We start from the raw sequence: 25,345 nt of genomic DNA on the forward strand, positions 1-25,345 counted from the left end.
CAAGGCTCCCCATGGGCAACCGACTCACAGAAATCGCAACCCGCACCGGCGACGCAGGCACCACCGGCCTGGGCAACAACCAGCGTGTCTCCAAGAACAGCTTGCGCATTCACGCCATGGGGGATGTGGATGAACTCAACTCGCACATCGGCCTGCTGCTGTGCGAGCCGCTGCCCGATGAAGTCCGCACCTTGCTGGTCGAGGTGCAGCACCAGTTGTTCAACCTGGGAGGGGAGCTGTCGATCCCGGGCTTCGAGCTGCTCAAGGCCGACGCCGTCTTGGCATTGGACGAAGCCCTGGCCCACCACAACGCCGCGCTGCCGCGCCTGCAGGAGTTCATTCTGCCCGCGGGCACCCGCGCCGCGTCACAGGCCCACGTGTGCCGGACCGTGGCCCGCCGCGCCGAACGCGCCGTGGTCGCCCTGGGCAACGAAGAGGCCCTGAACGACGCGCCGCGCCAGTACCTCAACCGCCTCTCCGACCTGATGTTCGTGCTCGCCCGCGTGCTCAATCGCATGGATGGCGGTGATGACGTGTACTGGAAAAGCGAGCGCCTGGCACAGCAAACCGCTACAGAATAGATAGCTATCAGCCCATATTTTTCTAGCGCTTGGGGCCGATTTCATCAAAAACACCCCCCAGCCTTTGCCACGGGCGCGTCCCCAGGCCAGGACCGCCGCGCAAGGGCCGCCCCGCCGCGCTGGCGGTGTCCCCCATCCCGGACGCGCTAGCGATGCGAGAGAAGGGGGAAGGCGCGAAGCGCCTCAGGGGGATGCCCACTAGCGGGGGGCGAGGATCGCCATCGTCAGCCGCGACACACAGGTCAGCTCACCGGCTTCGTTGTGCAGATCGATGTGCCACACGTGCGTGGTGCGGCCGATGTGCACCGGCTTGGCCGTGCCGGTCACCCAGCCGCTGGTCGCAGAGCGCAGGTGGTTGGCGTTGATGTCCAGGCCCACGGCGCGGTAGCCCTCCGGCAGGGCGTAATAAGCGCCGGTGGAACCCATGGACTCGGCCAGCACCACGCTGACACCGCCGTGCAGCAGACCAAAAGGCTGGATGGTGCGGTGGTCTACCGGCACGCGGGCGCGCAGAAAGTCGTCACCCACCTCGACAAACTCAATGCCCAGGTGCTCTACGGCGGTGTTGCGGTTGGCGGCCTTCAGCAGGGCCAGGTCGATGGGTTTTTTCCAGATGGGCATGGTGGTCACGGGGCAGGGCCTAGTCAGTGCAAGCCGCTGATTGTGCCAACGCCTGTGGTCCCGCCCTGTGCCGCAGGTGCCTGGCCTCAGCCCACAAACTTTCCGTTGGCGCCCATCACACCCAGGTCCAGAAAACGCGAGCCCACATACGGCGCGCCGCTGGCGTAGTCGATGGACAGGCCACCCAGGTCGTTGCTGCGGATGCCTGCGAGGGCGTTGCGCAGCTTGGCGCGGGTCAGGTCGCGGCCGGCGCGCTCCAGGCCCTCGGCCAGAACGCGGGCGTTCACATAGCCTTCAAAGCTGCGGGCCGAGAACTCCTGGTAGCCCAGTGCGCGCATGGCCTTCTGGTAGTCGCGCACCACGGCAAAGCTGGTGCGGGCCGCGTCGGGCAGCACCATCGACAGCGCAATGCCCGAGGCCTTGCCACCGAGCTGGCGCAGGTTGTCGCCCGACAGCGCCACGCTGGTGGCGGCCAGCGGCGTGCTGGGCGACACTTTCTTGAACTCGTTGACCAGCGTGGCGGTGATGTCGCCCGCCGTGCCCAGCAGCACGGCATTGGGCTTGGCAGCCACGGCCTTGCCCACCACGTCGGCCACCTGGGTGCCTTGGGCGTCGAGCTTGAAGGCTTTGGGTGCGGGCTGCTTGGCGGCGGCCATGGCCTTGGTCACATCGGCCAGAAACTCGCGGCCAAAGGCGGTGTCCTGGTACACGACGGCCAGTTCGGTGATGCCCATGGACACCAGCTTTTGCGCCAGGCGCTGGGCCTCGTCGGTGTAACTGGCGCGCACGTGGAACACCGAGCGGTACTCGGCCTTGCGCAGCGAGGTGGCGCCGCTTTGCGGGGCCACATACGGGATCTGCGCCTCGTCCACCAGCGGCAGGATGCGCTGGTTGTTGGCCGTGCCCATGCAGGAGATCAGCGACACCACGTTGGCATCGGCAATCAGCTTGCGCACGTTGTCTTCAGAGCGCGCAGCGTCATAGCCGTCGTCCATGGCCAGCAGCTTGATCTCGCGGCCGTGGATGCCCTTGGCGTTGGCCTGGGCCAAGCCTGCGTCCAGCCCCTGCTTGAGTTCCTTGCCCAGGCTGGCCAGGGCGCCGGTTGTTCCCAGCGAGCAGCCAATGGTCACGCTCTTGGCGTCCATGGGGTCTTGCACGCCCACGGCGCGCGACGAGGGGGCAAGCAGCAGGCCGGCGCTGGCGGCCACGAGGGATTGGGTGAACTGACGGCGTTGCATGGTCATCAAAAAACTCGCAGACAAAATGCCACCAGCCCCGCATGGGGGCTGGTGGGGGTGGACAGGGGGAGGTCGAAAGACCTAGGGTTAACCCTGATTTTATCTGCGCAGGCTGGCAATTGGCTGTCAAAGGCTCCGGCAGGGCCTGGGGCGCGCGCCGCGTCCCCTTGTGCCGAATTTGCCCTTTGTGGCCCTTGCGCCCTTATGCCGCGCTGGCCGGGCCCGCTGGCGCGCGCATGCTGCCCGTCTCCACATACCGCTGGTGCCACGCCAAGGCCTCGTTCAGCAGGTGCGGCGTGTGCTGGCCCACGGCGCCCCGTTTGGCGCGGGCCACATAGTCGTGCAGGGCGGGGCGGAAGTCCGGATGCGCGCAGCGGTCGATGATGATTTCGGCGCGCTGTGTGGGCGAATGGCCGCGCAGGTCGGCCAGGCCTTGTTCGGTGACGAGGATCTGCACATCGTGCTCGGTGTGGTCCACATGCGAGGCCATGGGCACGATGCACGAGATGCTGCCGTTCTTGGCCAGCGACGGCGTCATGAAGATCGACAGGTAGGCATTGCGCGCAAAGTCGCCCGAGCCGCCGATGCCGTTCATGATGGCCGAGCCCATCACATGCGTGGAGTTCACGTTGCCGTAGATGTCGGCCTCAATCATGCCGTTCATCGCGATCAAGCCCATGCGGCGGATCAGCTCGGGGTGGTTGCTGATCTCCTGCGGGCGCAGCACGATGCGCTGCTTGTAGTAGTCGATGCGGTCGTTGAAGTCCTGCATGGCCGCCGGGCTCAGCGACAGCGCCGTGGCCGAGGCGCTGGCCAGCTTGCCCGAGCGCAGCATGTCCAGCATGCCGTCCTGCAGCACCTCGGTGTAGGCCGTGAGGTTGTCGAACGGGCCGTTGTTCAGCCCTGCCAGCACTGCGTTGGCGATGTTGCCCACGCCCGATTGCAGCGGCAGCAGGTCTTTGGGCAGGCGGCCCTTTTTCACCTCGTGCTGCAGGAAGTCGATGATGTGGCCCGCAATGCGGTTGGAGGTGTCGTCGGGTGCGGCGTACACGCTGTTGCGGTCGGGCTGGTTGGTCATCACCACGGCGATGACCTTGCTCGGGTCGCAGCGCAGGTAGGGCTCGCCAATGCGCTCGTCGGGCCGCGTCATGGGGATGGGCTTGCGGTGCGGCGGCCGGTCGGTGCCGTAGTAGATGTCGTGCATGCCCTCCAGCTGCGGGTTGTGCCAGGCATTCACTTCCAGGATGACCTTGTCGGCCTGGTCCAGCCAGGTCTTGTTGTTGCCCACCGAGGACGAGGGGATCAGGCGCCCGTCGGGCAACACGCCCGCCACCTCGACCACCGCCACATCCAGCTTGCCCAGAAAGCCGAACCACACGAACTGCGCCACGTGCGACAGGTGGATGTCCACGTACTGCATCTGCCCCGCATTGATCTGGCGGCGCACCGTGGGGTCGGACTGGTAGGGCAGGCGCATCTCGATGCCGTCCACCTGGGCCAGCGCGCCGTCCAATTCGGGTGCGGTGCTGGCGCCTGTCCACAGCCCGATCTTGAAGCCATGGCCCTGCGCGTTCAGGCTCTCGATGCGGCGCGCCAGCGCGCCGGGCACGGCCTTGGGGTAGCCCGCGCCGGTGAATCCGCTCATGCCCACATGGGCACCGGCAGGGATCAGGGTGGCCGCCTCGTCGGCGGTCATGGTGCGGGAGAGAAAGTCGGGGTACAGCACCCGATCGGCCAGGGACATGAACAAACTCCGCAAAAAGAAAAAGGCCACCCGCCCGGTGAGCGGATGGCCCTGTGGACAAAACCCAGGATGCTAGCCTTCGTTCCTTACAAATTAAGGGTTAACCCTTACAAATGCGGTTCGGCCCGGCCACATCCACAGATTACGCCGCTTTGCGGTTGAGCAGCGCGTACAGCAGGATCGCCCCGAACGTGGCGGTGCCGATGCCGCCCAGCGCGAACTGGCCGAACTTGAGTGTGAAGTCGCCCGTGCCCAGGATGAGGGTGATGGCCGCCACGATGAGGTTCTTGTTCTGCGAAAAGTCCACCTTGTTGTCCACCCAGATCTTGGCGCCCGCCACCGCGATCAGGCCAAACACCACGATGGACACGCCGCCCATCACCGGCAGCGGAATGGTCTGGATCAGTGCGCCGAACTTGGGGGAAAAGCCCAGCACCAGCGCAAACACACCCGCCAGCAGGAACACGGCGGTGGAATAGATCTTGGTCGCCGCCATCACGCCGATGTTCTCGGCATAGGTGGTCACGCCCGTGCCGCCTGCGCTGCCACTGACCATGGTGGCAATGCCGTCACCGATGAACGCGCGGCCCATGTAGCGGTCCAGGTTCTGGCCGGTCATGGCCGTCACGGCCTTCACGTGGCCCAGGTTCTCGGCCACCAGGATGATGGCCACGGGCGCGATCAGCAGCATGGCATTGCCGCTGAACTGCGGGGCCGCAAAGTTCGGCAGGCCAAACCACGCGGCGTTGGCCAGTGCGGTCAGGTCCATGGGCTTGCCCAGGCCCAGGCCGTTGGTCAGCACTGCATAGATGATGCTGGCCACGATCAGCCCCACCAGGATCAACAGGCGCTGCACCATGCCGCGCGTGAGCACGGCCACCAGGCCCACGCTCACAAAGGTCACCACCTGCATCCAGCTGTCAAAGTTGCTGGCCGCCATGTTCTTGATGGGAATGCCCGCGAGGTTCAGCCCGATCACCGCCACCACCGAGCCCGTGACCACCGGCGGCATGAAGCGCTCGATCCAGCCCGTGCCAATCGCCTGCACCAGCGCTCCGATGAGCGTGTAGACCAGGCCACACGCAATGATGCCGCCCAGCGCCACGCCGATGTTGGCATTGGCCCCTTGGCCCGCATAGCCCGTGGCCGCAATCACCACGCCAATGAACGCAAAGCTCGAGCCCAGGTAGCTGGGCACCTTGCCGCCGGTGACGAGGAAGAAGATCAGCGTGCCGATGCCGCTCATCAGGATGGCCACGTTCGGGTCAAAGCCCATCAGAATGGGCGCCAGCACCGTGGCGCCAAACATCGCAATCACGTGCTGCACGCCCATCACCGCCGTCTGCGGCCAGGGCAGCCGCTCGTCCGGCGCGATCACGCCGCCTTGTTGCAACACATCAGCGCTTTTCACACGCCAGTTCATGAATCCCATGTGGTTGTTCCTTGTGGTTGAGGCGCGAATGCTAGTGGATGCGGCCAGGGTGGGGGACGAGCATCCCGGGCGGGTTACGATGCCCCCGCCCCCGCGAGGCACCCCGCACCGCTGCCCAGACCCTCACTGCCATGTTTCCTGCACCCACTTGCCCCTCGTGCCGCCAACCCATGCAGGCACACCGCTTTGCCAGCAACCTGGGCGATTCGCTGGAGCTGGACATCTGCTTTGCCTGCCAGGGCCTGTGGTTTGACCGGCACGAGAACCTGAAGCTCACGCCCCAGTCCGTGGTCGAGCTGTTTCGGCTGCTGCACGAGCACCGTGTGGACCAGCACCAGGCCCTGGCCGAGAGCATGGCCTGCCCGCGCTGCAACACCAGCCTGGCCAAGGGTTACGACGTGGTGCGCAGCGGCCGCTACATGGTGTACCGCTGCGGGCGACAGCATGGGCGCTTCAGCACCTTCTCGTCCTTCATGGTCGAAAAAGGCTTTGTGCGCCACATGACGCGCCCCGAGATCGACGACCTGGCCAAGCGCGTGGGCGCCATCTATTGCACCAGCTGCGGCGCGCCAGTGGACATCCGCAAAGACCACGCCTGCCCCTATTGCCGTGCCGCGTTCTCCCTCATCGACCCCCAGGCCGTGTTGCGCGCCATGGAGGGCTATGCCGCCGCGAGCGCCAAGGCACCAGCGGCGCCGGCATCGCCCGTGGACATTGGCGACGCCCTGGTGGCCCTGGAGCGCGACCGCACCCGGGCCGAGCGGGAGCGCCAGAAGCGGGCGTTCACCACGGCCAGCAGCGACGCCAATGACAGCTCGTTCACCGGGGATCTGCTGGCCGCTGGGGTGGCGCTGGTGTGGGCGCTGGTGAAGGACTAGGGATTCAGCGTCGCGCTGGCCGCAAGCCCCGCCAGTGCATTGACATACCGCAGCACGCGCTGCGGTCATTCACGACAGACTGGGGCAGACCGTTCAGAATGGTCCAAGAACCTGTTGAAGAGGCTCTAAGGCCCTTGCCCTGGGCCACACCGCATCCCACGCAACCGTGGCGCCCGCAGCCACTGGAGGAGCGCCCCGTGCCGCAGTCCCCCACCAGACGCCCTGCCCGATCGCCGCGCAGCCCTGCGCCACCGGCGCGTGCGCTCCAACGCACCGGCAGCCTGCTGCAGCGCGCGCAGCTGCCCCCCGTGCTCAGCACCTTGCTCATCCCTTTGGCCGCGCGTGCCCACGGCGGGCGCTATTTCCCCTGGCTCGACTGCCACGATGCCGTGGCCCAGGCCTTGCTGACCCAGTTGGGTGCCGATGTGAGCAGCACCCTGGACGACCTGCCCACGGTGCTGCATGTGCTGTGGCGCACCCGCGCCATCAAGGAGGCGGGGCGCGCCTTTTTTGCCGAGCACCCGCAGGCCCTGGGTGTCAACCTGGGGTGTGGCCTCACGCACCACTTTCAGTGGCTGGACACGGGGGCCAACCAGTGGCTTGATGCAGACCTGCCCCCGGTGATGGCGCTGCGCAAGCCCCTGTTGCCGCCGCAGTGCCCGCGCATGCGCCATGCCGATCTGGACCTCTCGCAACCCGGCTGGTGGCAGCGGCTCGGGCTGCCCGCGCAGCGCACCGACCCCCCGGTGCTGCTGGTGTGTGAGGGCGTGTTGATGTACCTGCCACCCGCGCAGGTGCATGCCGTGCTGGCCGAGTTTGCGCAGCACGCGCCGCCGGGCTCGCGCATGGTGTTGGATGTGATGACGCGCCAGGCCGTGGGTTGCGCGGCCCGCCACGCCAGCGTGGGGCCTACGGGCGCGGAGTTTCGGTGGGGGGTCGGCCGCATGGCAGAGCTGGCGGCCGTGCACCCGCGCCTGCAGTTGCTGCGCGAGCAAAGCGTGGCGGAGGGCTACGGCTGGGCCGGTATTGCCATGGACATGTGGTGGCGCCCCTGGCTCGGTGCGCCGCTGTATGGTCTGGCCACGCTGGGGGTAAGGGACGGCCCCCCCTGAGCCGCTTCGCGTCTTCCCCCTGAGGGGGACGCCACCGGTGGCCTTGCAAAGCCAGTTCCACGGTGGCGCTGGCGTGGGTCGCGCCCGTTGCAGAGGTTGGCTACGGCCTGAGCGTCAGTGCGCGCATCCATTGGGGTGGCTGGCCCGTCAGCTGCCCCACGATGGCCGCCTGCAGCGGTGGCAGGCGCCGCGCGCCCTGCAGCACCAGTTGCCGCAGCAGGCGGGGCACCGGGCGGGCGTCGGTGTACAGGCGCACGATGGCGTTGGTGCCCTGGTAGATGGGCCAGGCGTGGCGGTGGTGGCCCTGGGCGTAGGGGGCCAGGGCGTCGGCGCTGCCAATGTCCTGCCCGCGCTGGCGGGCGCTGACCAGCGCGGCCGTGAGCCGCTCCACCCCCGCCAGCCCCAGGTTGTAGCCATGCGCCGTGACCGGGTGCATGCCCACGGCGGCGTCGCCCAGCAGCGCGCAGCGGTGGCCCGCAAAGCGCTGGGCGTACACGGCCACCAGCGGGTAGGCGTGGCGTTCGCCCACCAGCGCCATGGGTCCCAGCCGGTCGTTGAACTGGGCCTGCACCTGGGTGGCAAAAGCCTCGGGGCTTTGGGCCATCAGCGCGGCCGCGTCGGCCGCGCCCGCCGTGACCACCACCGAGCACAGCGCTTGTCCCGTCTGTGGGTCATCGGGCAGGGGCAGCACGGCCAGTGTGCGGTCGTAGCCAAAACATTCGTGCGCAACGTTGCCGTGGGGCAGGGCGTGGCGCATGCGGCAGACGATGACGGTGCGGCCAAAGTCGGTCATGTCTGCGCCAAGGCCCAGTTGGCGGCGCGTGGCCGAGAAGCGGCTGTCGGCGGCCACCAGCAACGGGGCGGTGAGGCGCTGGGGCGTGGCGTGGTCGCCAGGGCCCGTGTGGGAGGGCTCGCAGTCTAGCTCGGCATGGCCGGGCAGCGCGGCCACGCGGGTGACCTGGGTGCCGGTGAGCAGGCGCACGCCCGGGGTGCTCGCAGCCACCGCGTGGGCCGTGCGTCGCAGCGCGTGGTTGGGCACGATGAAGCCCAGGGCGCCGGGAGCTGACACATCGCCGTGGGTGCCGCTGGCCGCGTTCAGTTGCAGCGCGCTGTGGCGGCCCAGCGGGCCGTCGTGCACCTGGGCCTCGGCAATCTGGCCCACCTCGTGGTTGGCCAGGTGCGCCCAGCTGCCCAGCCGCTGCAACGTTGCCCGGCTGGGGTGGGTGAGGGCGATTTCGCGGCCGTCAGGTGCGGGCTGGGCCAGTGCGCGGTCGCCCTGCTGCTCCACCACGGTGGCGGTGAACCCGGCCTGCGCCAGGGAGATGGCCAGCGACAGGCCCGCCGGGCCTGCGCCGACGATGAGCACGTCGCTGTGGTGGGTGGTCATGGCGGGATGAATACAGGGTGACAAGGGGCCCGCCCCGGGTCGGGGAGGCCGCGCGCCATTGTGGGCGGGCGGGTCTGGGCACGCTTTGCCCTGCGTCAAGCCATGGCGTGGTGGTGCTATCTAATTAATAGCTGCTCAGGCATATGGTTCTAGCGCCTGGGGGCTAAAACAATCGAAACTCAGTCTCTGGCTGCCTTGCGCGGGGTTTTGCTGGACTTCTTTTTGGCCGGGCCTGCCTTCTTGCCGCGCAGGTGCAGCATCCAGGTGACCAGCAGCCACAGGTAGCCCGCCGGGATGCTGTACGCCGCAAAAGCCGCCAGCGACAGTGGTGGTGCGGTGATGGAGCGCGGGTTGGCAATGGTCTCCAGCAACTGGCGCGTGCCGGTGCCCAGCGTGGGCGTGGGCGTGGCGTGCTGGCTGCCCGAGCGGGCCATGAGGGCACCCATGAAGGTGAAGAACTCCATCAGCAGCGCGCCGATCAGAAAACAGGCCAGCAGGGCCATCAGCTGTGCAAACGCCCGCCGGTTGCCCTTGGCCAGGAACACGATCGCCGACACCAGCCACAGCGCGGGCAACAACAGGACCAGGGCGGGCCAGGCGGACAGGAGAGTGGACATGGGAGACACGGCAGGTAGCAACAGGCAGCAGGGGCCGCTGGTGCGGGCACCAGCGATTCATCGGCAGGGCGCCTCCAGGAAGGCGGTCGAGTGCGGATGATAGAGGCTGCCTGTTTCCGGCTGATTCCCGCGGGTCGCGCGACCTGTCTGCCACCACCGGCCGACGCTTACGCCGCCACAAAGTCGGCCACGGCCTGCAGCACCTCCGCCTGCTGCAGGATCTTGCGGTGCCCCAGCCCCTCGGTGGCCAGCAGCGCGGCACCCGGAATGTGGTCGCGGTACGCCTCGCCGTCGGTAAAGCGGTTGATGCGGTCGCCCCGGTCGTGCACCACCAGCGTGGGCAGTGCAATGCGCGGGCCCACGGCGGGGGGCTCGAACTGTCGCATCAGGATGCCCTCGCGCGCCTCGATGCGCCGCTGCATGGCGGCGCGGGTGCGCTCGGACAGGCCAAACACCTGCGCGAACAGGCGCGTGTATTCGTGCGGCGAGGCGGGCGGCGCCAGCAGCACCAGCCGCCCGGTGGTCAGGCCCCGGCTGGCCGCATGGGCCGCTGCGTTGGCCGCCAGCGAATGGGCCACCACGGCGTGGGGCGCCGAGTCCTGCGCGTGCAGGCGGGCGGTGGCGTATTCGATGGCACGGGCGAACTGCGGCAGGTTGCTCACGCGGCCCCGGCTGCCGCCGTGTGCGGGCAGGTCCACCAGCACCGGGCGCAGGCCGCGGGCGGCCAGGGCGTCGGCCAGCGGCAGCATCTGGCGCGCATGCCCGCCCCAGCCGTGCAGCAGCAGCACCGTGGGGCCGTGCGGCTGGGCCTGGGGCAGGTACAGCGTGATCTCGGCGTCTTCAAACGCCAGGCGCTCCGTGCGCCAGTGGCCCGGTGGCACCGCGCTGCGGCCCGGTTTGCGCAGGGGCAGGGGCGTGCCAAACAAGCGGTAGGCCGCGCGCACGGCCAAGGTGGGCCACAGGCGTTCGGCCGTGCCCAGCGCCACACGCAGCAGGCGCATGCCGGGGTGCTCGCCGTAGAAGCTGGACGTGGCCTGCAGCGCGGCGGATGGGGAGGTGTTCATGGTGGGACTCCAGGAGGGAGATGGGGGTAGATGGGGGAGGTGGACCGGGCGGACGGTCAGTAAAAGATCCAGTCCCGGTTGCTGCGCGGGAGGCTGGTGAGGGTGCTGCGCAGCGACCGGATGGCGCCCACTGCGGCCGCAATGGCGGCAATGCCCAGGATGATCAACATGGTGGTTCCTTTCTTCGCACGGTTGTGCGAAATTGGGGCATAAAAAAACAAGAGCACTCCCTGGCACACCACCGCGTATCAAGCGGGGGAGGGGAGATAACTCTTGACGAGGCGCGCCCAGGACGCCTCGGTGCGTGCCACTGCCTGCGGATCGCGCAGGAAGCGAACGTCGTGCAACAAGCCCATGATCAGGCCATAGATCTCGCCCACCAGCTGGTCGGGGGATGTGTCGGCCGCCAGGTGCCCGGCCTCGATGGACTGGATCACGGTGCGGCGCAATGCGGCGCGCCAGCGGGTGATTTCAGCGTGCAGCAGGTCGCGCAGCTCGCCCTCGCGGTCGTCCAGCTCGAAGGCGCCTGCGGTGTAGATGCAGCCCGTGAAGGCCTCCACGTCGCGCGTGCGGGCAATCCAGCGGCGCAGGATCTCCTGCAGGCGCGGCAGGCCCTTGGGCTGCTGCATGGCGGGTACGAACACGTCGGCCAGAAAGCGGCGGCCAAACTCCTCGATCACTGCTTTTTGCAGCGCCTCGCGCGAGCCGGCCCGCGAGAACACGCCACTCTTGGACAGGCCCACGCGGTCCGCCACGGCCTGCAGCGTGATCGACTCCAGCCCCTCGGCCGCAGCCAGGTCCAGCGCCGCGCCGACGATGGCGGCGCGGGTGAGTTCGGCTTTCTGGGTTTTGGCGTCCATGGCTGCAATTTAGCACGATTGTGCGAAACAAGGCAATCCCCGCGCTGTCAACCGGGCGACGGGTGTGGCTGGCCTCTGCCGGGCGCCGCTGGTACGCTGCGTCGCCATGGAGACAACACACAACACCCCGCCCTACATTCCCCAGATCCGCCTGTACCAGAACTGGCTGCGCGACCAGCGCGGTCTGCAGTTCGACAGCTACGACGCGCTGTGGCGCTGGTCCACCACCGACCTCGACGCCTTCTGGCAGAGCATCTGGGACTACTTCCAGCTGCAGTCGCCCACGCCCCACACGGCCGTGCTGGCGAAGAACACCATGCCCGGCGCTTTGTGGTTCCCCGGTGCCCAGGTCAACTACGCACGCCAGGCGCTGCGGCATGTGGATGCCGCCCACGCGGCGGGCCTGCCCGCCATCATCAGCCGCAACGAAAAGGGCCAGCACCGCGAGCTGAGCTGGCCCGAGTTGCGCCGCCAGGTAGCGTCGCTGGCGCTGCACCTCCAGGCCCAGGGCATCCAGCCCGGCGACCGCGTGGCTGCCTACCTGCCCAACGTGCCCGAGGCCATGATCGCCTTCCTGGCCACGGTGAGCATCGGCGGCGTGTGGAGCATCTGCGCGCCGGACATGGGCACGCATGCGGTGCTCGACCGCTTCCGCCAGATCGAGCCCAAGGTGCTGATCGGCGTGGACGGCGTGAGCTATGGCGGCCGCGACCACGACCGCCGCCCCGTGCTGGCCGAGCTGCGCGAGGCCCTGCCCAGCGTGCAGCACGCGGTGCTGCTGGGCAATCTGGATGCTTCTGTTTCGATAGCAGGCTGGGCAAGCTGGACTAGCGCTACCGCCCAAAACGATGCAGAAACGGCTGCCTTCGAGCCGATGTGGCTCCCGTTTGACCACCCGCTGTGGATCGTCTACTCCAGCGGCACCACCGGCCTGCCCAAGCCCATCGTGCACGGCCATGGCGGCACGGTGCTGGTGGCGCTGCAGCTCAAGGTGCTGCACAACGACATCGGCTGCAGCTACGAGGCCAACAGCTTTGGCGAGCGCTACCACTGGTACAGCTCCACCGGCTGGGTGATGTGGAATGCGCAGCTCAGCGGCCTGCTGTCAGGCACCACCTGCGTGATCTACGACGGCAACCCGGGCGGCAGCAAGGAGCACCCGGACTGGGGCGTGCTGTGGCGCTTTGCGGCCGAGACGGGCGTGACCTTCTTCGGCGCGGGCGCGGCGTTCTTTGCCAACTGCATGAAGGCGGGCATCACGCTCACCGACTACGGCGACCTCACGCGTGTCCGCGCGCTGGGCACCACGGGCTCGCCGCTGTCGCCCGAGGTGCAGCAGTGGGGCACGGCGCAGTTCGAGGCCATTGGCACGCGCGACATCTGGTGGAACAACATATCCGGGGGCACCGACTTTTGCGGCGCCTTCATCGGCGGCAACCGCGAGATGCCCCAGGTGCCCGGCGAGATGCAATGCCGCATGCTGGGCGCGGCCGTGGAGTCCTGGGACGCCGAGGGCCGCCCCGTGCAGGACGCGGTGGGCGAGCTGGTTTGCGCGCAGCCCATCCCGTCGATGCCTTTGTTTCTGTGGGGCGACAAGGACGGCAGCCGCTACCTGTCGAGCTATTTCGACATGTACCCCGCAGGCCACGGCCGCCAGCCCGGCGGTGGCGATGGCCCCGCGAGCATGGGCGCGGTGTGGCGACATGGCGACTGGCTCAAGATCGGCGCCAACGGCGGTTGCGTGATCTATGGCCGCTCTGACGCCACCATCAACCGCCACGGCCTGCGCATGGGCACGAGCGAGATCTACAGCGCGGTCGAATCGTTGCCCGAAGTGCTCGACAGCCTGGTGGTGGACCTGGAGTACCTGGGCCGCGAGAGCTACATGCCGCTGTTTGTGGTGCTGCGCCCCGGCAGCGTGCTCGATGATGCCCTGCGCGCCCGCATCAACGGCGCGGTGCGCATCGCTTTAAGCCCGCGTTTTGTGCCCGACGACATCTTTGCCGTGGCCGAGGTGCCGCGCACGCTGAGCGGCAAGAAGCAGGAGCTGCCCATCAAGAAACTGCTGCTGGGCCAGCCCATCGAAAAGGTGGTCAACAAGGACGCGATGGCCAACCCGGGGTGTCTGGACTGGTATGTGGCGTTTGCGGCGCAGCGGGCGAGTGCGCTCCAAAAATAATAGCTGCTAGCGCTTATTCAATAAGCGCTAGCGCCTTGTTTGGATACAAGGTTGAGTGCGACACCGAGGCGGGCTGCGCCCCAGGGGGTCAGTCCAGCTTTGCCCCCGATGCCTTGATCAGCCGCTCCCACACCGGGCGCTCCTTGTTCATGGCCGTGGTGAACAAAGCCGGTGAGCTTTTTTGCACGTCAAAGCCCATGGCTGTGATGCGCTGGGCCACATCGGGATGCTCGGTGGCTTTGCGGACCTCGGCCGCAACGCGCTCCAGGATGGCGGGCGGTGTGCCTGCGGGGGCTCCAAACGCCAGCCAGCCCGCCACGCGGTAGGCCTCGTCGTTCAGGCCCTGTTCGCCCAGCGTGGGCACGTTGGGCAGCGTGCCCATGCGGCGCTCGCCGCTCACGCCAATGGCCTTGAGCTTGCCGGCGTCGATGTGTGCCTTGACCTGCAGTGCGCTCGCAAAAGCAATCTGGATCTGCCCACCCAGCAGGTCCTGCACCATGGGCGCCTCGCCCCGGTAGGCCACATGGCTCATGTCGGCGTTCTGCGACTGGCTCATGTACGCGCCGGCCAGGTGCGGGTAGGCACCCGTGCCGTACGAACCATAGGCCACCTTGCCTTTGTTGGCGGCGATGTATTTCAGCAGCTCAGGCCCCGTGGCCACCGGCACGCTGGGGTGGGCCACCAGCACCAGGGGCGCGATGGCGATCTGGTAGATGGGCGCGATGTCCTTCTCGGGGCTGTACGGCAGCTTGGTGTACAGGAACTGGTTGGTGAGCATGGAGTTGCTCAGCGCCAGCAGCAGGGTGTAGCCGTCCGGTGCGGCCTTGGCCACCGCGTCGGTGCCGATGATGCCGGCCGCGCCGGGCTTGTTGTCGATGACCATGGGCTGGCCCAGGCCCACGGCCATCTTCTCGGCCAGCACGCGCGCCAGCACGTCGGTGGCGCCGCCGGGGGCGAAGGGCACCACCACCTTGATGGGCTTGTTGGGATAGGCGGCCTGCGCCCAGGCGGCGGTGCCGGTGCAGGCGGTGGCAGCGGCCAGCGCGGCGGCGCCGAGCCAGGAACGGCGGGTCAGGGCGTGGAAGGGCATGGGTTTGTCTCCTGTCATGGTTATAAAAATCACTCAGCGGGCTCCGCGATGCATGGTGGCGGGCCGGGGCCTGGCTGTCACGCCATGGGCCTATGCGGTCTGGGGGCTCCCTGGGGCGGGGCCGGTGGTGACGTGCACGGTGAGGGGCAGGGGCGCGAGCACTTCGCGCAGGCGGGTCTGCAGCGCGTCGGCGTCGGGGCCCGGGGCCACGGTCACGCGCACGGTGTTGTCGCCCTCGGGCTGTACCTGGGGGCAGGGGCTGCCTGGGGCTTGTCCGCACACGCCATCGACCAGCGCTTGCACCGTGTGGCAGGCCGCGCGCTGGCGCAGCTCGGGCTTGTAGATCTTGCCCACGTTGGTCACGGGCATGGTCTGCAGCACCTGCACCCAGCGCGGGCGGGCCACGGCCTCGTCCACGCGTTCGGCGGTGAAGGCCAGCAGTTCGGCCTCGGTCACCGCCGGTGCACCGGGCACCAGCGTGGCGTAGACCACGGGCAGCTCGCCCGCATAGGCATCGGGGGCGCCCACGGCGGCGCACAGCTGCACGGCGGGGTGGGCGCCCAGCGCGTCCTCGATCACCTTGGGGTCGATGTTGTGGCCGCTGCGGATGATGAGGTCCTTGGAGCGGCCACTCAGGTGCAGGCGGCCTTGCTCGTCCACAAAGCCCAGGTCGCCGGTGGCCAGCCAGCCGTCCTGCGTGAACGCCTTGGCCGTGTCGGCTGCGTCGAGAAAGCCCGAGAACAGGTTGGGCGACTGGAACAGCACCATGCCCGGCTGGCCGGGCGGCAGGTCCTGGTCGGACGCGTTGCCCTGCGCATCGAGCGCTACCACGCGCAGCTGGGTGTACGGCAGCCGCCAGCCCACGCAGCCTGCGGGCGCGTTGACGCCCGGTGGGGTGATGGTGGAGATGCCCGCCATTTCCGTCATGCCCAGGCTTTCGTGGATGTGCAGGCCAAACAGACGCTCAAACCGCGCCGCCAGCTCGGGCGCCAGGATGGCCGCGCCGGTGCGGCAGTAGCGCAGCGTGGCAATGTCGGCCCCATCCAGCGGCACGTTGGCCAGCGCCGCCAGCACCGTGGGCACGGCCGAGAGGTAGGTGCAGCGGTAGCGCTCCACGAGCCGCCAGTAGTTCGCAATCACCTCGCGGTTGCGGAACAGGCCGGTGGTGGGGATGATGGTCTCCACCCCTGCCGACAGCGCCGCCAGCGAGCCGGGCAGCACGCCCGCCACATGGAACAGCGGGTAGCCGTTGATGCCCACGTCCTCGGGCCGTATGCCCTGCATCTGCACGCTGCCCCAGGCGGTGAACACCTGTGCGCCGTGGCTGTGGCGCGCCAGCTTGGGCGCACCCGTGGTGCCGCCGGTGTGAAAGTACGCGGCGATGTCAGTGGCCACAATGCGGCGGCCGCTTACCAGGTGGTCGCCCGGTTGCTGGTGGCGCGCGGCCAGGTCGAGCACGCCTGGGGGCAGGGCGGGCGTGGTACCCGTTGCCTCATCGTGCGGAGCAACGCGCAGCACCGTGGTCAGGGTGGGTACCAGGGCGCGCAGGCGCAGGGCCTTGCTCCAGTAGCCCAGGTCGCCCTCGCCGCCGTAGGCAATCAGCACCTTGGCCCGGGCCAAGGTCATCATGGCCGCGATCTTCTCGTCGGTGAGCATGGGGTTGAGCGGCTGCACGATGCCCGCCGCCTCGCCGCCCCACAGGGCCAGGTGGTATTCGAGGCAGCCGGGCAGCAGCACGGCCACGGCGTCCTGCGGGCCCACGCCCAGGTGGTGCAGCAGGTTGGCCGTCTGGTGGATGCCGGTGAGCAGCTGCGCATACGACCAGCGGATGGGCTCGGCAGCCGGGTCGGCGGTGGGCAAAAAGGCCAGCGCCGTCTTGTCGCCAAACGCCGCCGCCGAATTCACAAAAATTTCGTAGGTGCTTTGCACCGGTAGCGCCTCGGCCAGGGGGCGGGCTTCGAGCCGTTCCACATCCTGCAGGCTGCGCACCGGGGCGCCCGGGGCAAAAGGACTGTGCAGGGGGGGCAACGAGGGGTGGCGCATGGGGTTGTCTCGGGTCTTGTGGGGAATCAGGTCGGTCACCGACGGTGCACATATGCGGCGTCGTCCTACCTGGCGGCGACCGCCGCTTGCCCACAGTCTGTCCGTGTGCCAGCGCAAAAGCAGTCACGCAGATGTCAGGGCAGGTTTTCAGGGCATACAGGCGATCCGCTGCGCGATGGACAACAGGCTCTTGACGCGCTGGTGGCGCTGCAGCACACCCATAATGGACCTTGTTGATTTCCACTGCGCGCCCCGCTGCGCGCCTTTACTTCATGAACACACCGCAGCCGCCCAAACGTTTTTCGATGATCCGTGAGTTCCACCTGGCCGACTGGTTCACGCTGGGCAACGCGGTCTGCGGCGTGGGCGCGCTGTTCTCGGTCATGTCGTACCTGGAGACCAGCAATGTGGTGCATGTGTACTTTGCATGTGCCCTGGTGCTGGCCGCGCTGATCTTTGATGTGCTGGACGGCCGCATCGCCCGCTGGCGCCAGAAAAGCTCGGCCATGGGCCGCGAGCTGGACTCGCTGGCGGATGTGATCTCGTTCGGCGTGGCCCCGGCCATCATTGCCTATGGCTGCGGCATGCAAGGCCTGTACGACCGCATCGTGCTGGCCTACTTTGTGGCCTGCGGCGTGTCGCGCCTGGCACGCTACAACGTCACGGCCGAAACGCTGTCGGGCGACGATGGCAAGGTCAAATACTTCGAGGGCACCCCCATCCCCACCTCCATCGTGCTGGTGGGCCTGCTGGCCCTGGCCGCCTGGCTGGGCGCAGTGCGCGAGAACCTGTGGTTTGGCAAGCTGCTGATCGGCGGCTTCACGCTGCACCCGCTGGTGCTGCTGTTTGCGGTGTCGGGGTCGCTGATGATCAGCCGGATTCGCATTCCGAAGCTCTGAGCCGCTGGCTAGCGCGTCCTTTCTTTGTGGATGTTGAACACCATGGCACTCCAAAAAATCGCAGCGTTCTCCGACGGCACCCAGGGCGGCAACCCCGCCGGTGTATGGATCGGTGACGCGTTGCCCAGCCCCGCAGACATGCAGCGCATCGCCGCTGAGGTCGGTTTTTCTGAAACCGCGTTCGCCGCCCCGCTGGGCGATGGCCGCTGGCGGGTGCGCTACTTTGCGCCCGAGAGCGAGGTGCCCTTTTGTGGCCACGCCACGATTGCCCTGGGCGCCGCGCTCGCGCAGCGCGAGGGCGACGGCGTGTTTGCGCTGTCGCTGAGCCAGGCCGAGATCACGGTCGAAGGCCGCCGCGCGGGCGATCTGGTGCAGGCGGCGCTGCAGTCGCCCCCCACGCGCAGCGGGCCTGTGCCTGCGGCGCTGCTGGCCGATGCGCTGGCCCTGTTTGGCCTCAGTGCGGTCGATCTGGACCCGCGCATTCCGCCCGCGCTCATCCACGGCGGTGCGGACCACCTGGTGCTGGCGCTGCGCAGTCGCGAGGCACTGGCGGCCATGCACTACGCGCTGGACGTTGGCCGCACGCTGATGGTGAACGCCAAGCTGGTCACCTTTGTGCTGGTGTGGGTGGAGTCCGACCGGCTGCTGCACACCCGCAATGCCTTTGCGTCGGGCGGCGTGCTGGAAGACCCGGCCACGGGTGCTGCCACGGCCGCGCTGGCGGGCTATCTGCGCGACCTGGGCTGGCCGCACGGCGGTGCCATTGACGTGGTGCAGGGCGAAGACATGGGTATGCGCTCGCGCCTGCGGGCCGAGATCGGGCCGGTGGCTGGCAGCTCCATCCGCGTGTCGGGAACGGCACGGTGGATGGGCGATGGTGAATGATTTCGCTATTGAAAATATAGCTGCTGGCACATGATTCACTAGCGCTACCGCCCGATTTGTGCAGAAATCGGGCAAGCCGAGCACGTGGGGCTCTGTGCGCCCTGCCCGGCCTCCCGCTCAGGCGCTGATCTCTTCCTGGAGCCACTGCACAAAACGCAGCGTCTCCGGTGACGGGTCCGGCGCCATGCCCAGGTAGTGCCGCGTCAGCGGCAGCCGCAAGGTGGGGAGGGGCGACACCAGCCGCCCCGAGGCCAGGTCGTGGGTGATCAACGACACCGGGGCCACCGCAAAGCCCAGTCCATCCACGGCGGCCTGCAGCACAAAGTGCAGGTGGTCAAACTGCAGGCAGCTGGCGGGCTGGAGCCTTGGCGCGTTCACCAGCTTCTTCCAGCTCTCCCAGTCCTTGCTGCGCGACTTGGACAGCAGCAGCACATGGGCCGACAGCGCCTCGGGCTGCGCCACCGGGCGCTGGGCGAACAGGGCAGGAGCGCCCACCACCAGCGCCTCGTCCTCCAGAAACGGCTGCACCTGCATGCCCGGCGGCCAACCGCGTGGGCCGCGCCGCAGGGCCAGGTCGAAGGTCTCGGTGGCATGGTCCGGCGCCAGCGTGCTGGTGATGACCTGGGGCTCAATGTCCGGATGCTGGGCCACAAAACCCGGCAGCCGGGGGATCAGCCACCGCACCGCAAAGCTGGGCCGCACATTGATCTTCACGCTGCGCAGCCCGGCATCGCCCCGCAGCGACTGGGCGGCAGCGCCGATCTGCGCGAGCGCAGGCCCGACCTGTGCGTGGAACTGGTGGCCCGCCGCGGTGAGGAGCACCTGCCGGGTCTTGCGCTCGAACAGCTCCACGCCCAGGTGGGATTCCAGCGCCTTGATCTGGCGGCTGATGGCGCTGTGGGTGACGTGCAGCTCCAGCGCGGCGCGGGTAAAGCTCTGGTGGCGCGCCGCTGCTGCAAAGGCGCGGACGGCATTCAGCGGGGGCAGGCGGGGTGGCATGCGTGCAATTTTGTCACGCATGGCGCGCAGCAATATCGTTTGTCGCCCCCGGCACTGCCGCGCACCATGCGGGCCATGCCACAGCCTTCGGACAACACCTTGGCCTCAGCCCACCACTCGCGCTGCGCCGCCTTGGCGCTGGGCCTTGCACTGCCTGGGGACACGGTGCTCTACCTGCTGCTGCCGATGTTTGCCCCGGCGTTTGGCGTCTCCCTGTTCGAGGCGGGCATTCTGCTGGCCGCAAACCGCCTTGTGCGCATTGCGGGCTACGGGGCGGTGGCGCGGTTCTATGCCCGCCATGGCGAGCGCCTCACCTGCTCGCTGGCCGTGCTGGCCGCCGCCGCGTGTGCGCTGGGGTACGCCACCCTCAGGGGCTTCATCGCCCTGTTGGGCCTGCGGCTGCTGTGGGGCCTGGCCTTTGCGGCGCTGAACCTCGCGACGCAGGCGCTGGCCACGGGCGAGCCTGTGGGCGCAGCGCGACGCGCCGGGCAGTCGCGCGCCTTTGCAGCGCTGGGGCCCATGCTGGCCCTGCCTGCGGGGGGTGTCTGCGCGCTGTGGTGGGAGCCCCGGGCGATCTTCTGGGTGTTTGCCGCCGTCGCGTTGTGCGCCTTGCTGGCCACGCGGCATTTGCCCGCCCAGCCGCATGCTCTGCCGCCATCGCCAAAGCGCTGGGACAGGTTGTCGGGTCGCCTGGACCGCTTTTCGTTCGTTGAGGGGTTGGTGCTGGACGGCCTGTTCATCATCGGCCTGTCGTACCTGGGCCGCGATGTGCTGCCAGGCCATCCGGTGGTTGTGGCGGGGATGCTGCTGTCGGTCCGCTATCTGGCCGAGATCGCGCTGAGTGTGGTGGGTGGCGACCTGGCCGAGCGCTATGGCGCCGAAGTGCTGCTCGTGGGTTTTGCGGTGCTCACGTCGCTGGCCCTGGTGGGTTTTGGCCTGGGGTGGCTGTGGACCAGCGCCCTGGCCATCGTGATTTTGCGGGCCCTGCTGCTACCGCTGTTGCCGCCGCTGGTCGCGCGCCGCACACCGGGGCCGGAGCGCATCCAGGCGCTGGCGACGCGGTCGGTGTGGCGGGACCTGGGCGCCGGTGCGGGCCCGGTGCTGGCGGGTGTGCTGCTGCCCATTGCGCCGTCCGCCTGGGTGTATGGCGTCGCAGCCTTGCTGCTGTCGGCCACGGCCATCGCCTGCTGGGCGCCGCGCGGCGATTGATCGTCTGCGCATCGACCATCGCTTTTTCTCACAAATCCTCTTTTTTTGGAGAACTCCCCTTGGACATCCACACCACATTGATCCGCTGTGCCGGTGGCACGGTCGACCTGCCCGCGCGGCCCATGAACCACCGCAGCGATGGCGGGCATGTGCTGGTGCACCCGCCGCGCCCCGTCTGGGAACGCAGCGAGCTGACGCCCGAAGAGCTGGCACATTGGTCATGCCTGGTGGCCGCAACGGGCCGGGCCATGCTCGACACCTTGCCGCAGCTCGCCGGAGGCTGCCTGAACTACTGGGAGGCGGGCAACAACGCGCTGAACCCGCTGGCCCATCCCCAGGGGCCGAAAACCCCCGCACTGCACCGCAAGATGCACCTGCACGTGTTCGGCCGAAGCCCCCGGGCCACCCACCCGGACTGGCTGTGGGGCGAACCGCCCCGGTTCCCGAATTTTGCGCAATCTGAGGCTTGGACCCAGCAGTTCACACGGCTGGAGGACGATGAAGGCGCCGCGCTGGGTGTGCGCATTCAGGTGTTGCTGGATACACGGTATGCACTGAGTCAGGTTGGCTGACGATACCCGCCAGCACACGAGTTGCTATCAAAATTGCAGCTGCTAGTGCTTTTTGATCAGGCGTTAGGGGATGTTTTTATGCAATCTCTTTTGCTACGGGTACTACGCGACCACAGGCCGCCGATTCACCAGCACGATGCCCGCTGCGACCAGCACCAGCGCCGCCACCAGCCCGGGCGTCACGGGCTCACCCAGCCACAGCGCGCCAAATAGCAGCGCAAACACCGGCGTGAGGAACACAAACACCGAGATCTTGGTCGCCGGGTAGTGCGCCAGCATCCACATCCAGGCCAGATAGCTCACAAACGCACCCACCAGCGCCTGCACCAGCAGCGATCCCCAGGCAAAGCCGCTGAACTGCCAGACCCAGGCCTCGCCCAGGCCCAGCGACAGCACTGGCAGCACGGCCGTGCTCACCGCCACTTGATAGAAAAGCTGCTTGGCGGGGGCCACACGCGCCAGCGGCGTGGTGCGGATCACCACCGTGGTCAGTGCCCACATCAGGCCTGCGGCTAGTCCTAGCAAATCTCCCAGCCAGCCTTTGGGCAGCGCCGCGCTGGCATGGCCCAGCAGCCCGTCGCCCAGCGCGAGCCCCACGCCCACAAATGCCGCCGCCAAGCCCAGCCACTGCCAGCCCTGCAGGCGCTCACCGGGGATGAAACGCGGCAGCAGCAGTGCCACCCAGAAGGGCGATGCATACAAGAACACCGTGAGCCGCGAGGCGGTGGTGTACTGCAGCCCCAGGTAGATGCACGCAAACTCGCCGGCAAACAACGCCCCCGCCAGCAGTCCGGCACGCGTGGCCCCGGCGGGCTCGCCCGCGCCGGAAATGCCTACACCACGCCACAAGCACCAGGCCGCTACCGCGACCGTGGCCAGCGCAAAGCGCACAAAGGCCTGGAACACGGGCGCCACCTCAGCCACTGTGGCCTTGACCAGCACCTGCTGGAAGCCCCAGAACATGCAGCAGGCGAGCAGCAGGGAAATGGCGATGGCGTCGAGATGGGGCTTGCGGTCACGGTGCATCGTGCGGTGTTTCGAGGATCACGCGGTTAAGGGCAGGTCCAGGTACCGCCGCTGCGGGTGAATTGCGCGTTGCCGTAGAACAGGGCGTTGCCGTCGCGAGCCAGTGCCCAGGTGCCGCTCAGGCCGCGGGACACGGCGGTCTGTCGCTGCCAGGCACCACCGCTGCGGGAGTACAGCCCGATGTACCAGCCGTCCGCAGCCAGGCCCGGGCAGGTCAAATCGGACGGCTTGAGGTCGAGCTCGGTGGTGGAATGTCCCGGCACGTTGCTCGCGTGCACGGCCAGGGTGCTGCCATCGCTGGACAGCGCGAGGTTGCTGTACACCAGGCCCGTGATATCAGTGCTGCTCACGATACCGGCCGTCAGGCGCGCCTGCTGGGTCCAGGTGCCATTGCTCTGCTGGGCAAACACCCGCACCGCCGGAGTGCTGGCGGTTCTCAGGTCGCCGAGACGCCACCCGTCTTCGTTCATGGCCAGGGTACTGCCGTCGCTCGACAGGGCCATGGACGACACGAACTTGCCTCCCGACTCCACCAAGGCCTGGGGCGTCCAGGCACCTGCATTGCGGGTGTAGGTGGCCACGCCTGACGCCGTGCTGAAGCTCACAGATGCGGCCAGCAGGTTACCGTCTGCTGACAGGGCCAAGAGGCTGGCAAAACTGCTGCTGCAGGGCTGCGCGCAGGCCGCCGGGGCGCTGGGAGCTTCGACCTGGGCCTGAAGGTTCCAGGTGCTGCCGCTGCGCTGGTAGAGGTACACGACCGCTTTGGTGGCGCTGCTGCCGCTGCCCGTCGGCCCGCTGACCTGCACTGCCAGTGTGCCGCCATCGGCCGACAACGCGATCTGGCCCCCAAAATTGGGTTGGTCGTTGCGCAAGACAGCGTGCTGCTGCCACGGCTGCGCACTGCTGCCGCGCGTGAACACGTACACCACGGAATCTGCGGCGTTAATGCTCGGGGAGCTGATGGCGAGCGTGAGCGCATCCTGGGATAGTCTGGGGACAAAATCGGCGCCCAGCGACGACCTCAAAGGCACCCGTCCAGAGGCGAATTCGTGGCTGACGCCGTTGACGATGTCCAGCGACTGGGGCGTGGAAAAGGCGCCACATCCATTGGCGTCGCAGGCGCGCAGCCGGTAGCTCGCGTTGAGGCGCGCCGTCAGGCTGAGCACATCGCGGCCGTAGATGGTGCCCTGCACTTCGGAAGCTCCGACGGCAACGTATTGAAAGCCGGTTCCCGTGGCAGGGTTGTAGTCGGCCAGCTTGGCTTCGGTCAGCGGCCCCGAGCCGTCGGGGTCTGCATGCAGTTCGTAGCGGGTGGCGCCGGGCGTGGCGTCCCAGCGCAGGTATTCGAGGCTGCTGAGCCTGACTTCGAAGTTTGTCGGGGCGGCCAGGGGGGTTGGGGGAGGCGCGTCGGATGACGACCCGCCTCCACAGCCTGTCAAGGCCAGTGCTGCACCGCCTAGCGCCAATGCGGTGCGCACGGTGCGCATGGTTCGAGCGCCCCGTCGGTAGGCGCCTTCCCGGGCAAGGGTCAAGGTGTTGTCATGCATACATGCTCCTTTTTGGAAGTGTGAAGTCGTGTTCTCGTATTCGTAGCGGGAGATTGCAACCTTTGTGAAGGTCTTTCCCCGCTTGCGGGTGCCAGATAGTTTTGGACCTCTGACTATCAAAAGGATAGCTGTGAGTGCCGAACAAATAAGCGCTGCAGTACAGTTTGATACAAATATCGGCCCGTCGTGTCGGTGGATCAGCCCGATCTCCCTGCCTTCAGCGACTGTCCCAGCAGCGCGCCCCGGGCAAAGTCGCTGAACTGCCAGCTCCAGGCTTCACCCAAGCCCAGCGATGGCACCGGCAGCAGCTGCGTGCTTTCGCCCACTTGGCCGGGCAGTGTTTTGGCGAGGCTCAGCAGCTAGCCAACCAGGAAACGACGAGGAAGTCGCTGTGTGTTTTCGGGTGGAGGGCGTTGAAACCATCCAAGGGACGCTGCGTGCGTGCGTGCGGTCCCGGTGCGGTGCCGCCAGGCCACTGCCGGAGGAGGTTGAACAGGCGCTTACACCTACCCACGGTACACTTTGCGCCTTCTGAAACAGGTTACCGCGCTCCTTTTTCCTATCCCCCCTCATGGCCCTTACGACGGCGGCGCAGTCCCGCTCCAGCTTTGACCTCAAGAGCGCCTCGCTGCCAGTGGTGGCGGTGTTGCTCAAGACCACCGACGCCGCCCAGTTCGTAGCCGATCTGGCCGAGCGCGTGGCCGACGCCCCGGGATTTTTTGACAACGACCCCGTATTGATCGACCTGGCGCCCGTGCGTGAGGCCGAAGCACCCATCGACTTTGCCGCCATCGCAGCCGCGCTGCGCCAGCACAACACCCTGCCCGTGGCCGTGCGCGGCGGCAGCACTGCCCAGATGGAGGCCGCGCGCGCCGCGGGGCTGGCCGCAGCACCCGACGCGCCTCCCGCGCGTGCCGAGGCGCCAGCGCCGGTGCAGGAGGTGGTGCGTGAGGTGATCCGCGAAGTCGAGGTGGAAGTGGTACGCGAAGTGCCCATGCCCGGCCCCGGCACGGTGGTGGTGGACAAGCCCTTGCGTTCTGGCCAGCAGGTCTATGCGCGCGGCGCCGATCTGGTGGTGATGGCCGTGGTGAGCTTTGGCGCCGAGGTGATTGCCGATGGCAACATCCACGTTTATGCCCCGCTGCGTGGCCGCGCAATTGCCGGTGCGCGGGGCAACACGGAAGCCCGCATCTTTTCGACCTGCCTGGAGCCGCAACTGGTCTCCATCGCAGGCATCTACCGCACCACCGAGACCGAGCTGCCTGCCGATGTGCGCGGCAAGCCGGCCCAGGTGCGGCTGGAAGGCGAGAAGCTCCTCATTGAGCCGCTGGCCTGACCCCTTCATTCCCCATTCGTACCAAC

General features: G+C 67.9%; 23 protein-coding genes. 9 read left to right on the forward strand and 14 right to left on the reverse strand.

Annotated elements, in window-relative coordinates; genetic code table 11:
- Positions 1 to 11 precede the first annotated feature (11 nt).
- On the forward strand, positions 12 to 581 hold the full coding sequence (locus IB236_RS06310; RefSeq protein ID WP_056742386.1) for a cob(I)yrinic acid a,c-diamide adenosyltransferase: 570 nt from the start codon (positions 12 to 14) through the stop codon (positions 579 to 581).
- Positions 582 to 779: 198 nt separating this feature from the next.
- Here the strand turns inward: IB236_RS06310 and IB236_RS06315 are convergent, their stop codons facing one another.
- The 4 genes from IB236_RS06315 to IB236_RS06330 all read right to left on the reverse strand — a co-directional run bounded on the left by IB236_RS06315 (position 780) and on the right by IB236_RS06330 (position 5,616).
- Entirely contained in the window at positions 780 to 1,202 is a 423-nt protein-coding gene (locus IB236_RS06315) for a hotdog fold thioesterase (RefSeq protein ID WP_015011965.1), read from the reverse strand.
- 86 nt (positions 1,203 to 1,288) lie between these two features.
- Positions 1,289 to 2,440, reverse strand: a complete 1,152-nt coding sequence (locus IB236_RS06320) for an ABC transporter substrate-binding protein (protein ID WP_192419468.1) — start codon at positions 2,438 to 2,440, stop codon at positions 1,289 to 1,291.
- A gap of 202 nt (positions 2,441 to 2,642) precedes the next feature.
- Complete coding sequence (locus IB236_RS06325; protein WP_192419470.1) at positions 2,643 to 4,184, reverse strand: acetyl-CoA hydrolase/transferase family protein; 1,542 nt, start codon at positions 4,182 to 4,184, stop codon at positions 2,643 to 2,645.
- 142 nt (positions 4,185 to 4,326) lie between these two features.
- Positions 4,327 to 5,616, reverse strand: a complete 1,290-nt coding sequence (locus IB236_RS06330) for a solute carrier family 23 protein (RefSeq protein ID WP_056742381.1) — start codon at positions 5,614 to 5,616, stop codon at positions 4,327 to 4,329.
- Between the two features lie 131 nt (positions 5,617 to 5,747).
- On the opposite strand from IB236_RS06330, the gene IB236_RS06335 reads away from it, so the two are divergent.
- A complete protein-coding gene (locus IB236_RS06335) occupies positions 5,748 to 6,494 on the forward strand; it encodes a zf-TFIIB domain-containing protein (protein WP_192419472.1) in 747 nt (248 codons plus the stop codon).
- Positions 6,495 to 6,691: 197 nt separating this feature from the next.
- Positions 6,692 to 7,606 (forward strand): class I SAM-dependent methyltransferase, encoded by a 915-nt coding sequence (locus IB236_RS06340; RefSeq protein WP_370539886.1) that lies wholly within the window; start codon positions 6,692 to 6,694, stop codon positions 7,604 to 7,606.
- Between the two features lie 100 nt (positions 7,607 to 7,706).
- Here the strand turns inward: IB236_RS06340 and ubiM are convergent, their stop codons facing one another.
- From ubiM to IB236_RS06360, 4 genes are all read right to left on the reverse strand, one after another.
- Positions 7,707 to 8,993 (reverse strand): 5-demethoxyubiquinol-8 5-hydroxylase UbiM, encoded by a 1,287-nt coding sequence (gene ubiM / locus IB236_RS06345; protein WP_192419482.1) that lies wholly within the window; start codon positions 8,991 to 8,993, stop codon positions 7,707 to 7,709.
- Between the two features lie 179 nt (positions 8,994 to 9,172).
- On the reverse strand, positions 9,173 to 9,610 hold the full coding sequence (locus IB236_RS06350; protein WP_192419484.1) for a hypothetical protein: 438 nt from the start codon (positions 9,608 to 9,610) through the stop codon (positions 9,173 to 9,175).
- Between the two features lie 167 nt (positions 9,611 to 9,777).
- On the reverse strand, positions 9,778 to 10,674 hold the full coding sequence (locus IB236_RS06355; RefSeq protein ID WP_192419486.1) for an alpha/beta fold hydrolase: 897 nt from the start codon (positions 10,672 to 10,674) through the stop codon (positions 9,778 to 9,780).
- Positions 10,675 to 10,922: 248 nt separating this feature from the next.
- The gene (locus IB236_RS06360) at positions 10,923 to 11,534 is read right to left on the reverse strand and encodes a TetR/AcrR family transcriptional regulator (RefSeq protein ID WP_056057057.1); all 612 of its coding nucleotides are present in this window, start codon (positions 11,532 to 11,534) and stop codon (positions 10,923 to 10,925) included.
- A gap of 106 nt (positions 11,535 to 11,640) precedes the next feature.
- Here IB236_RS06360 and IB236_RS06365 point away from each other — a divergent pair, with 106 nt between their 5' ends.
- Positions 11,641 to 13,713: an acetoacetate--CoA ligase gene (locus IB236_RS06365; RefSeq protein WP_192419488.1), complete on the forward strand. Its 2,073-nt coding sequence runs from the start codon at positions 11,641 to 11,643 to the stop codon at positions 13,711 to 13,713.
- A gap of 88 nt (positions 13,714 to 13,801) precedes the next feature.
- Here IB236_RS06365 and IB236_RS06370 read toward each other — a convergent pair whose 3' ends face one another.
- Both IB236_RS06370 and IB236_RS06375 read right to left on the reverse strand, forming a co-directional pair.
- Positions 13,802 to 14,803 (reverse strand): tripartite tricarboxylate transporter substrate binding protein, encoded by a 1,002-nt coding sequence (locus IB236_RS06370; protein ID WP_056742365.1) that lies wholly within the window; start codon positions 14,801 to 14,803, stop codon positions 13,802 to 13,804.
- Positions 14,804 to 14,893: 90 nt separating this feature from the next.
- On the reverse strand, positions 14,894 to 16,846 hold the full coding sequence (locus IB236_RS06375; protein WP_056743141.1) for an acyl-CoA synthetase: 1,953 nt from the start codon (positions 16,844 to 16,846) through the stop codon (positions 14,894 to 14,896).
- Positions 16,847 to 17,118: 272 nt separating this feature from the next.
- Here IB236_RS06375 and pssA point away from each other — a divergent pair, with 272 nt between their 5' ends.
- On the forward strand, positions 17,119 to 17,745 hold the full coding sequence (gene pssA / locus IB236_RS06380) for a CDP-diacylglycerol--serine O-phosphatidyltransferase (protein WP_056057700.1): 627 nt from the start codon (positions 17,119 to 17,121) through the stop codon (positions 17,743 to 17,745).
- Between the two features lie 42 nt (positions 17,746 to 17,787).
- On the forward strand, positions 17,788 to 18,630 hold the full coding sequence (locus tag IB236_RS06385) for a PhzF family phenazine biosynthesis protein (protein ID WP_192419490.1): 843 nt from the start codon (positions 17,788 to 17,790) through the stop codon (positions 18,628 to 18,630).
- Positions 18,631 to 18,747: 117 nt separating this feature from the next.
- On the opposite strand, the gene IB236_RS06390 is transcribed toward IB236_RS06385, so the two are convergent.
- Positions 18,748 to 19,629 carry a LysR substrate-binding domain-containing protein gene (locus tag IB236_RS06390; protein WP_192419791.1) on the reverse strand — a complete coding sequence of 294 codons (882 nt, stop codon included), beginning with the start codon at positions 19,627 to 19,629 and terminating at the stop codon, positions 18,748 to 18,750.
- Positions 19,630 to 19,695: 66 nt separating this feature from the next.
- On the opposite strand from IB236_RS06390, the gene IB236_RS06395 reads away from it, so the two are divergent.
- A complete protein-coding gene (locus IB236_RS06395) occupies positions 19,696 to 20,838 on the forward strand; it encodes an MFS transporter (protein ID WP_370539893.1) in 1,143 nt (380 codons plus the stop codon).
- A 59-nt stretch (positions 20,839 to 20,897) separates the two neighbouring features.
- Positions 20,898 to 21,410 carry a hypothetical protein gene (locus tag IB236_RS06400; RefSeq protein ID WP_192419494.1) on the forward strand — a complete coding sequence of 171 codons (513 nt, stop codon included), beginning with the start codon at positions 20,898 to 20,900 and terminating at the stop codon, positions 21,408 to 21,410.
- 102 nt (positions 21,411 to 21,512) lie between these two features.
- Here the strand turns inward: IB236_RS06400 and IB236_RS06405 are convergent, their stop codons facing one another.
- From IB236_RS06405 to IB236_RS24460, 3 genes are all read right to left on the reverse strand, one after another.
- Complete coding sequence (locus IB236_RS06405) at positions 21,513 to 22,436, reverse strand: DMT family transporter (protein WP_192419497.1); 924 nt, start codon at positions 22,434 to 22,436, stop codon at positions 21,513 to 21,515.
- Positions 22,437 to 22,462: 26 nt separating this feature from the next.
- On the reverse strand, positions 22,463 to 23,983 hold the full coding sequence (locus IB236_RS06410; RefSeq protein ID WP_192419499.1) for a hypothetical protein: 1,521 nt from the start codon (positions 23,981 to 23,983) through the stop codon (positions 22,463 to 22,465).
- 197 nt (positions 23,984 to 24,180) lie between these two features.
- Positions 24,181 to 24,309: a hypothetical protein gene (locus tag IB236_RS24460; RefSeq protein ID WP_255505344.1), complete on the reverse strand. Its 129-nt coding sequence runs from the start codon at positions 24,307 to 24,309 to the stop codon at positions 24,181 to 24,183.
- Between the two features lie 245 nt (positions 24,310 to 24,554).
- On the opposite strand from IB236_RS24460, the gene minC reads away from it, so the two are divergent.
- Positions 24,555 to 25,319, forward strand: coding sequence for a septum site-determining protein MinC (gene minC, locus IB236_RS06415; RefSeq protein WP_056057065.1), 765 nt, complete (start codon positions 24,555 to 24,557; stop codon positions 25,317 to 25,319).
- Positions 25,320 to 25,345: the final 26 nt, after the last annotated feature.

This window comes from Acidovorax sp. ACV02, from assembly GCF_014851475.1.
Lineage (GTDB): Bacteria > Pseudomonadota > Gammaproteobacteria > Burkholderiales > Burkholderiaceae_C > Acidovorax > Acidovorax delafieldii.

What these genes read in the sequence shown, in the direction of transcription:
- ubiM (WP_192419482.1), bottom strand. Translation starts at nt 8,993, where the DNA reads ATGACCACCCACCACAGCGACGTGCTCATCGTCGGCGCAGGCCCGGCG.
- IB236_RS06325 (WP_192419470.1), bottom strand. Translation starts at nt 4,184, where the DNA reads ATGTCCCTGGCCGATCGGGTGCTGTACCCCGACTTTCTCTCCCGCACC.
- minC (WP_056057065.1), top strand. Translation starts at nt 24,555, where the DNA reads ATGGCCCTTACGACGGCGGCGCAGTCCCGCTCCAGCTTTGACCTCAAG.
- IB236_RS06365 (WP_192419488.1), top strand. Translation starts at nt 11,641, where the DNA reads ATGGAGACAACACACAACACCCCGCCCTACATTCCCCAGATCCGCCTG.
- IB236_RS06355 (WP_192419486.1), bottom strand. Translation starts at nt 10,674, where the DNA reads ATGAACACCTCCCCATCCGCCGCGCTGCAGGCCACGTCCAGCTTCTAC.
- IB236_RS06390 (WP_192419791.1), bottom strand. Translation starts at nt 19,629, where the DNA reads ATGCCACCCCGCCTGCCCCCGCTGAATGCCGTCCGCGCCTTTGCAGCA.
- IB236_RS06350 (WP_192419484.1), bottom strand. Translation starts at nt 9,610, where the DNA reads ATGTCCACTCTCCTGTCCGCCTGGCCCGCCCTGGTCCTGTTGTTGCCC.
- IB236_RS06410 (WP_192419499.1), bottom strand. Translation starts at nt 23,983, where the DNA reads ATGCATGACAACACCTTGACCCTTGCCCGGGAAGGCGCCTACCGACGG.
- IB236_RS06370 (WP_056742365.1), bottom strand. Translation starts at nt 14,803, where the DNA reads ATGCCCTTCCACGCCCTGACCCGCCGTTCCTGGCTCGGCGCCGCCGCG.
- IB236_RS06310 (WP_056742386.1), top strand. Translation starts at nt 12, where the DNA reads ATGGGCAACCGACTCACAGAAATCGCAACCCGCACCGGCGACGCAGGC.
- IB236_RS06375 (WP_056743141.1), bottom strand. Translation starts at nt 16,846, where the DNA reads ATGCGCCACCCCTCGTTGCCCCCCCTGCACAGTCCTTTTGCCCCGGGC.
- IB236_RS06385 (WP_192419490.1), top strand. Translation starts at nt 17,788, where the DNA reads ATGGCACTCCAAAAAATCGCAGCGTTCTCCGACGGCACCCAGGGCGGC.
- IB236_RS06315 (WP_015011965.1), bottom strand. Translation starts at nt 1,202, where the DNA reads ATGCCCATCTGGAAAAAACCCATCGACCTGGCCCTGCTGAAGGCCGCC.
- IB236_RS06395 (WP_370539893.1), top strand. Translation starts at nt 19,696, where the DNA reads ATGCGGGCCATGCCACAGCCTTCGGACAACACCTTGGCCTCAGCCCAC.
- pssA (WP_056057700.1), top strand. Translation starts at nt 17,119, where the DNA reads ATGAACACACCGCAGCCGCCCAAACGTTTTTCGATGATCCGTGAGTTC.
- IB236_RS06405 (WP_192419497.1), bottom strand. Translation starts at nt 22,436, where the DNA reads ATGCACCGTGACCGCAAGCCCCATCTCGACGCCATCGCCATTTCCCTG.
- IB236_RS06360 (WP_056057057.1), bottom strand. Translation starts at nt 11,534, where the DNA reads ATGGACGCCAAAACCCAGAAAGCCGAACTCACCCGCGCCGCCATCGTC.
- IB236_RS06330 (WP_056742381.1), bottom strand. Translation starts at nt 5,616, where the DNA reads ATGGGATTCATGAACTGGCGTGTGAAAAGCGCTGATGTGTTGCAACAA.
- IB236_RS06320 (WP_192419468.1), bottom strand. Translation starts at nt 2,440, where the DNA reads ATGCAACGCCGTCAGTTCACCCAATCCCTCGTGGCCGCCAGCGCCGGC.
- IB236_RS06335 (WP_192419472.1), top strand. Translation starts at nt 5,748, where the DNA reads ATGTTTCCTGCACCCACTTGCCCCTCGTGCCGCCAACCCATGCAGGCA.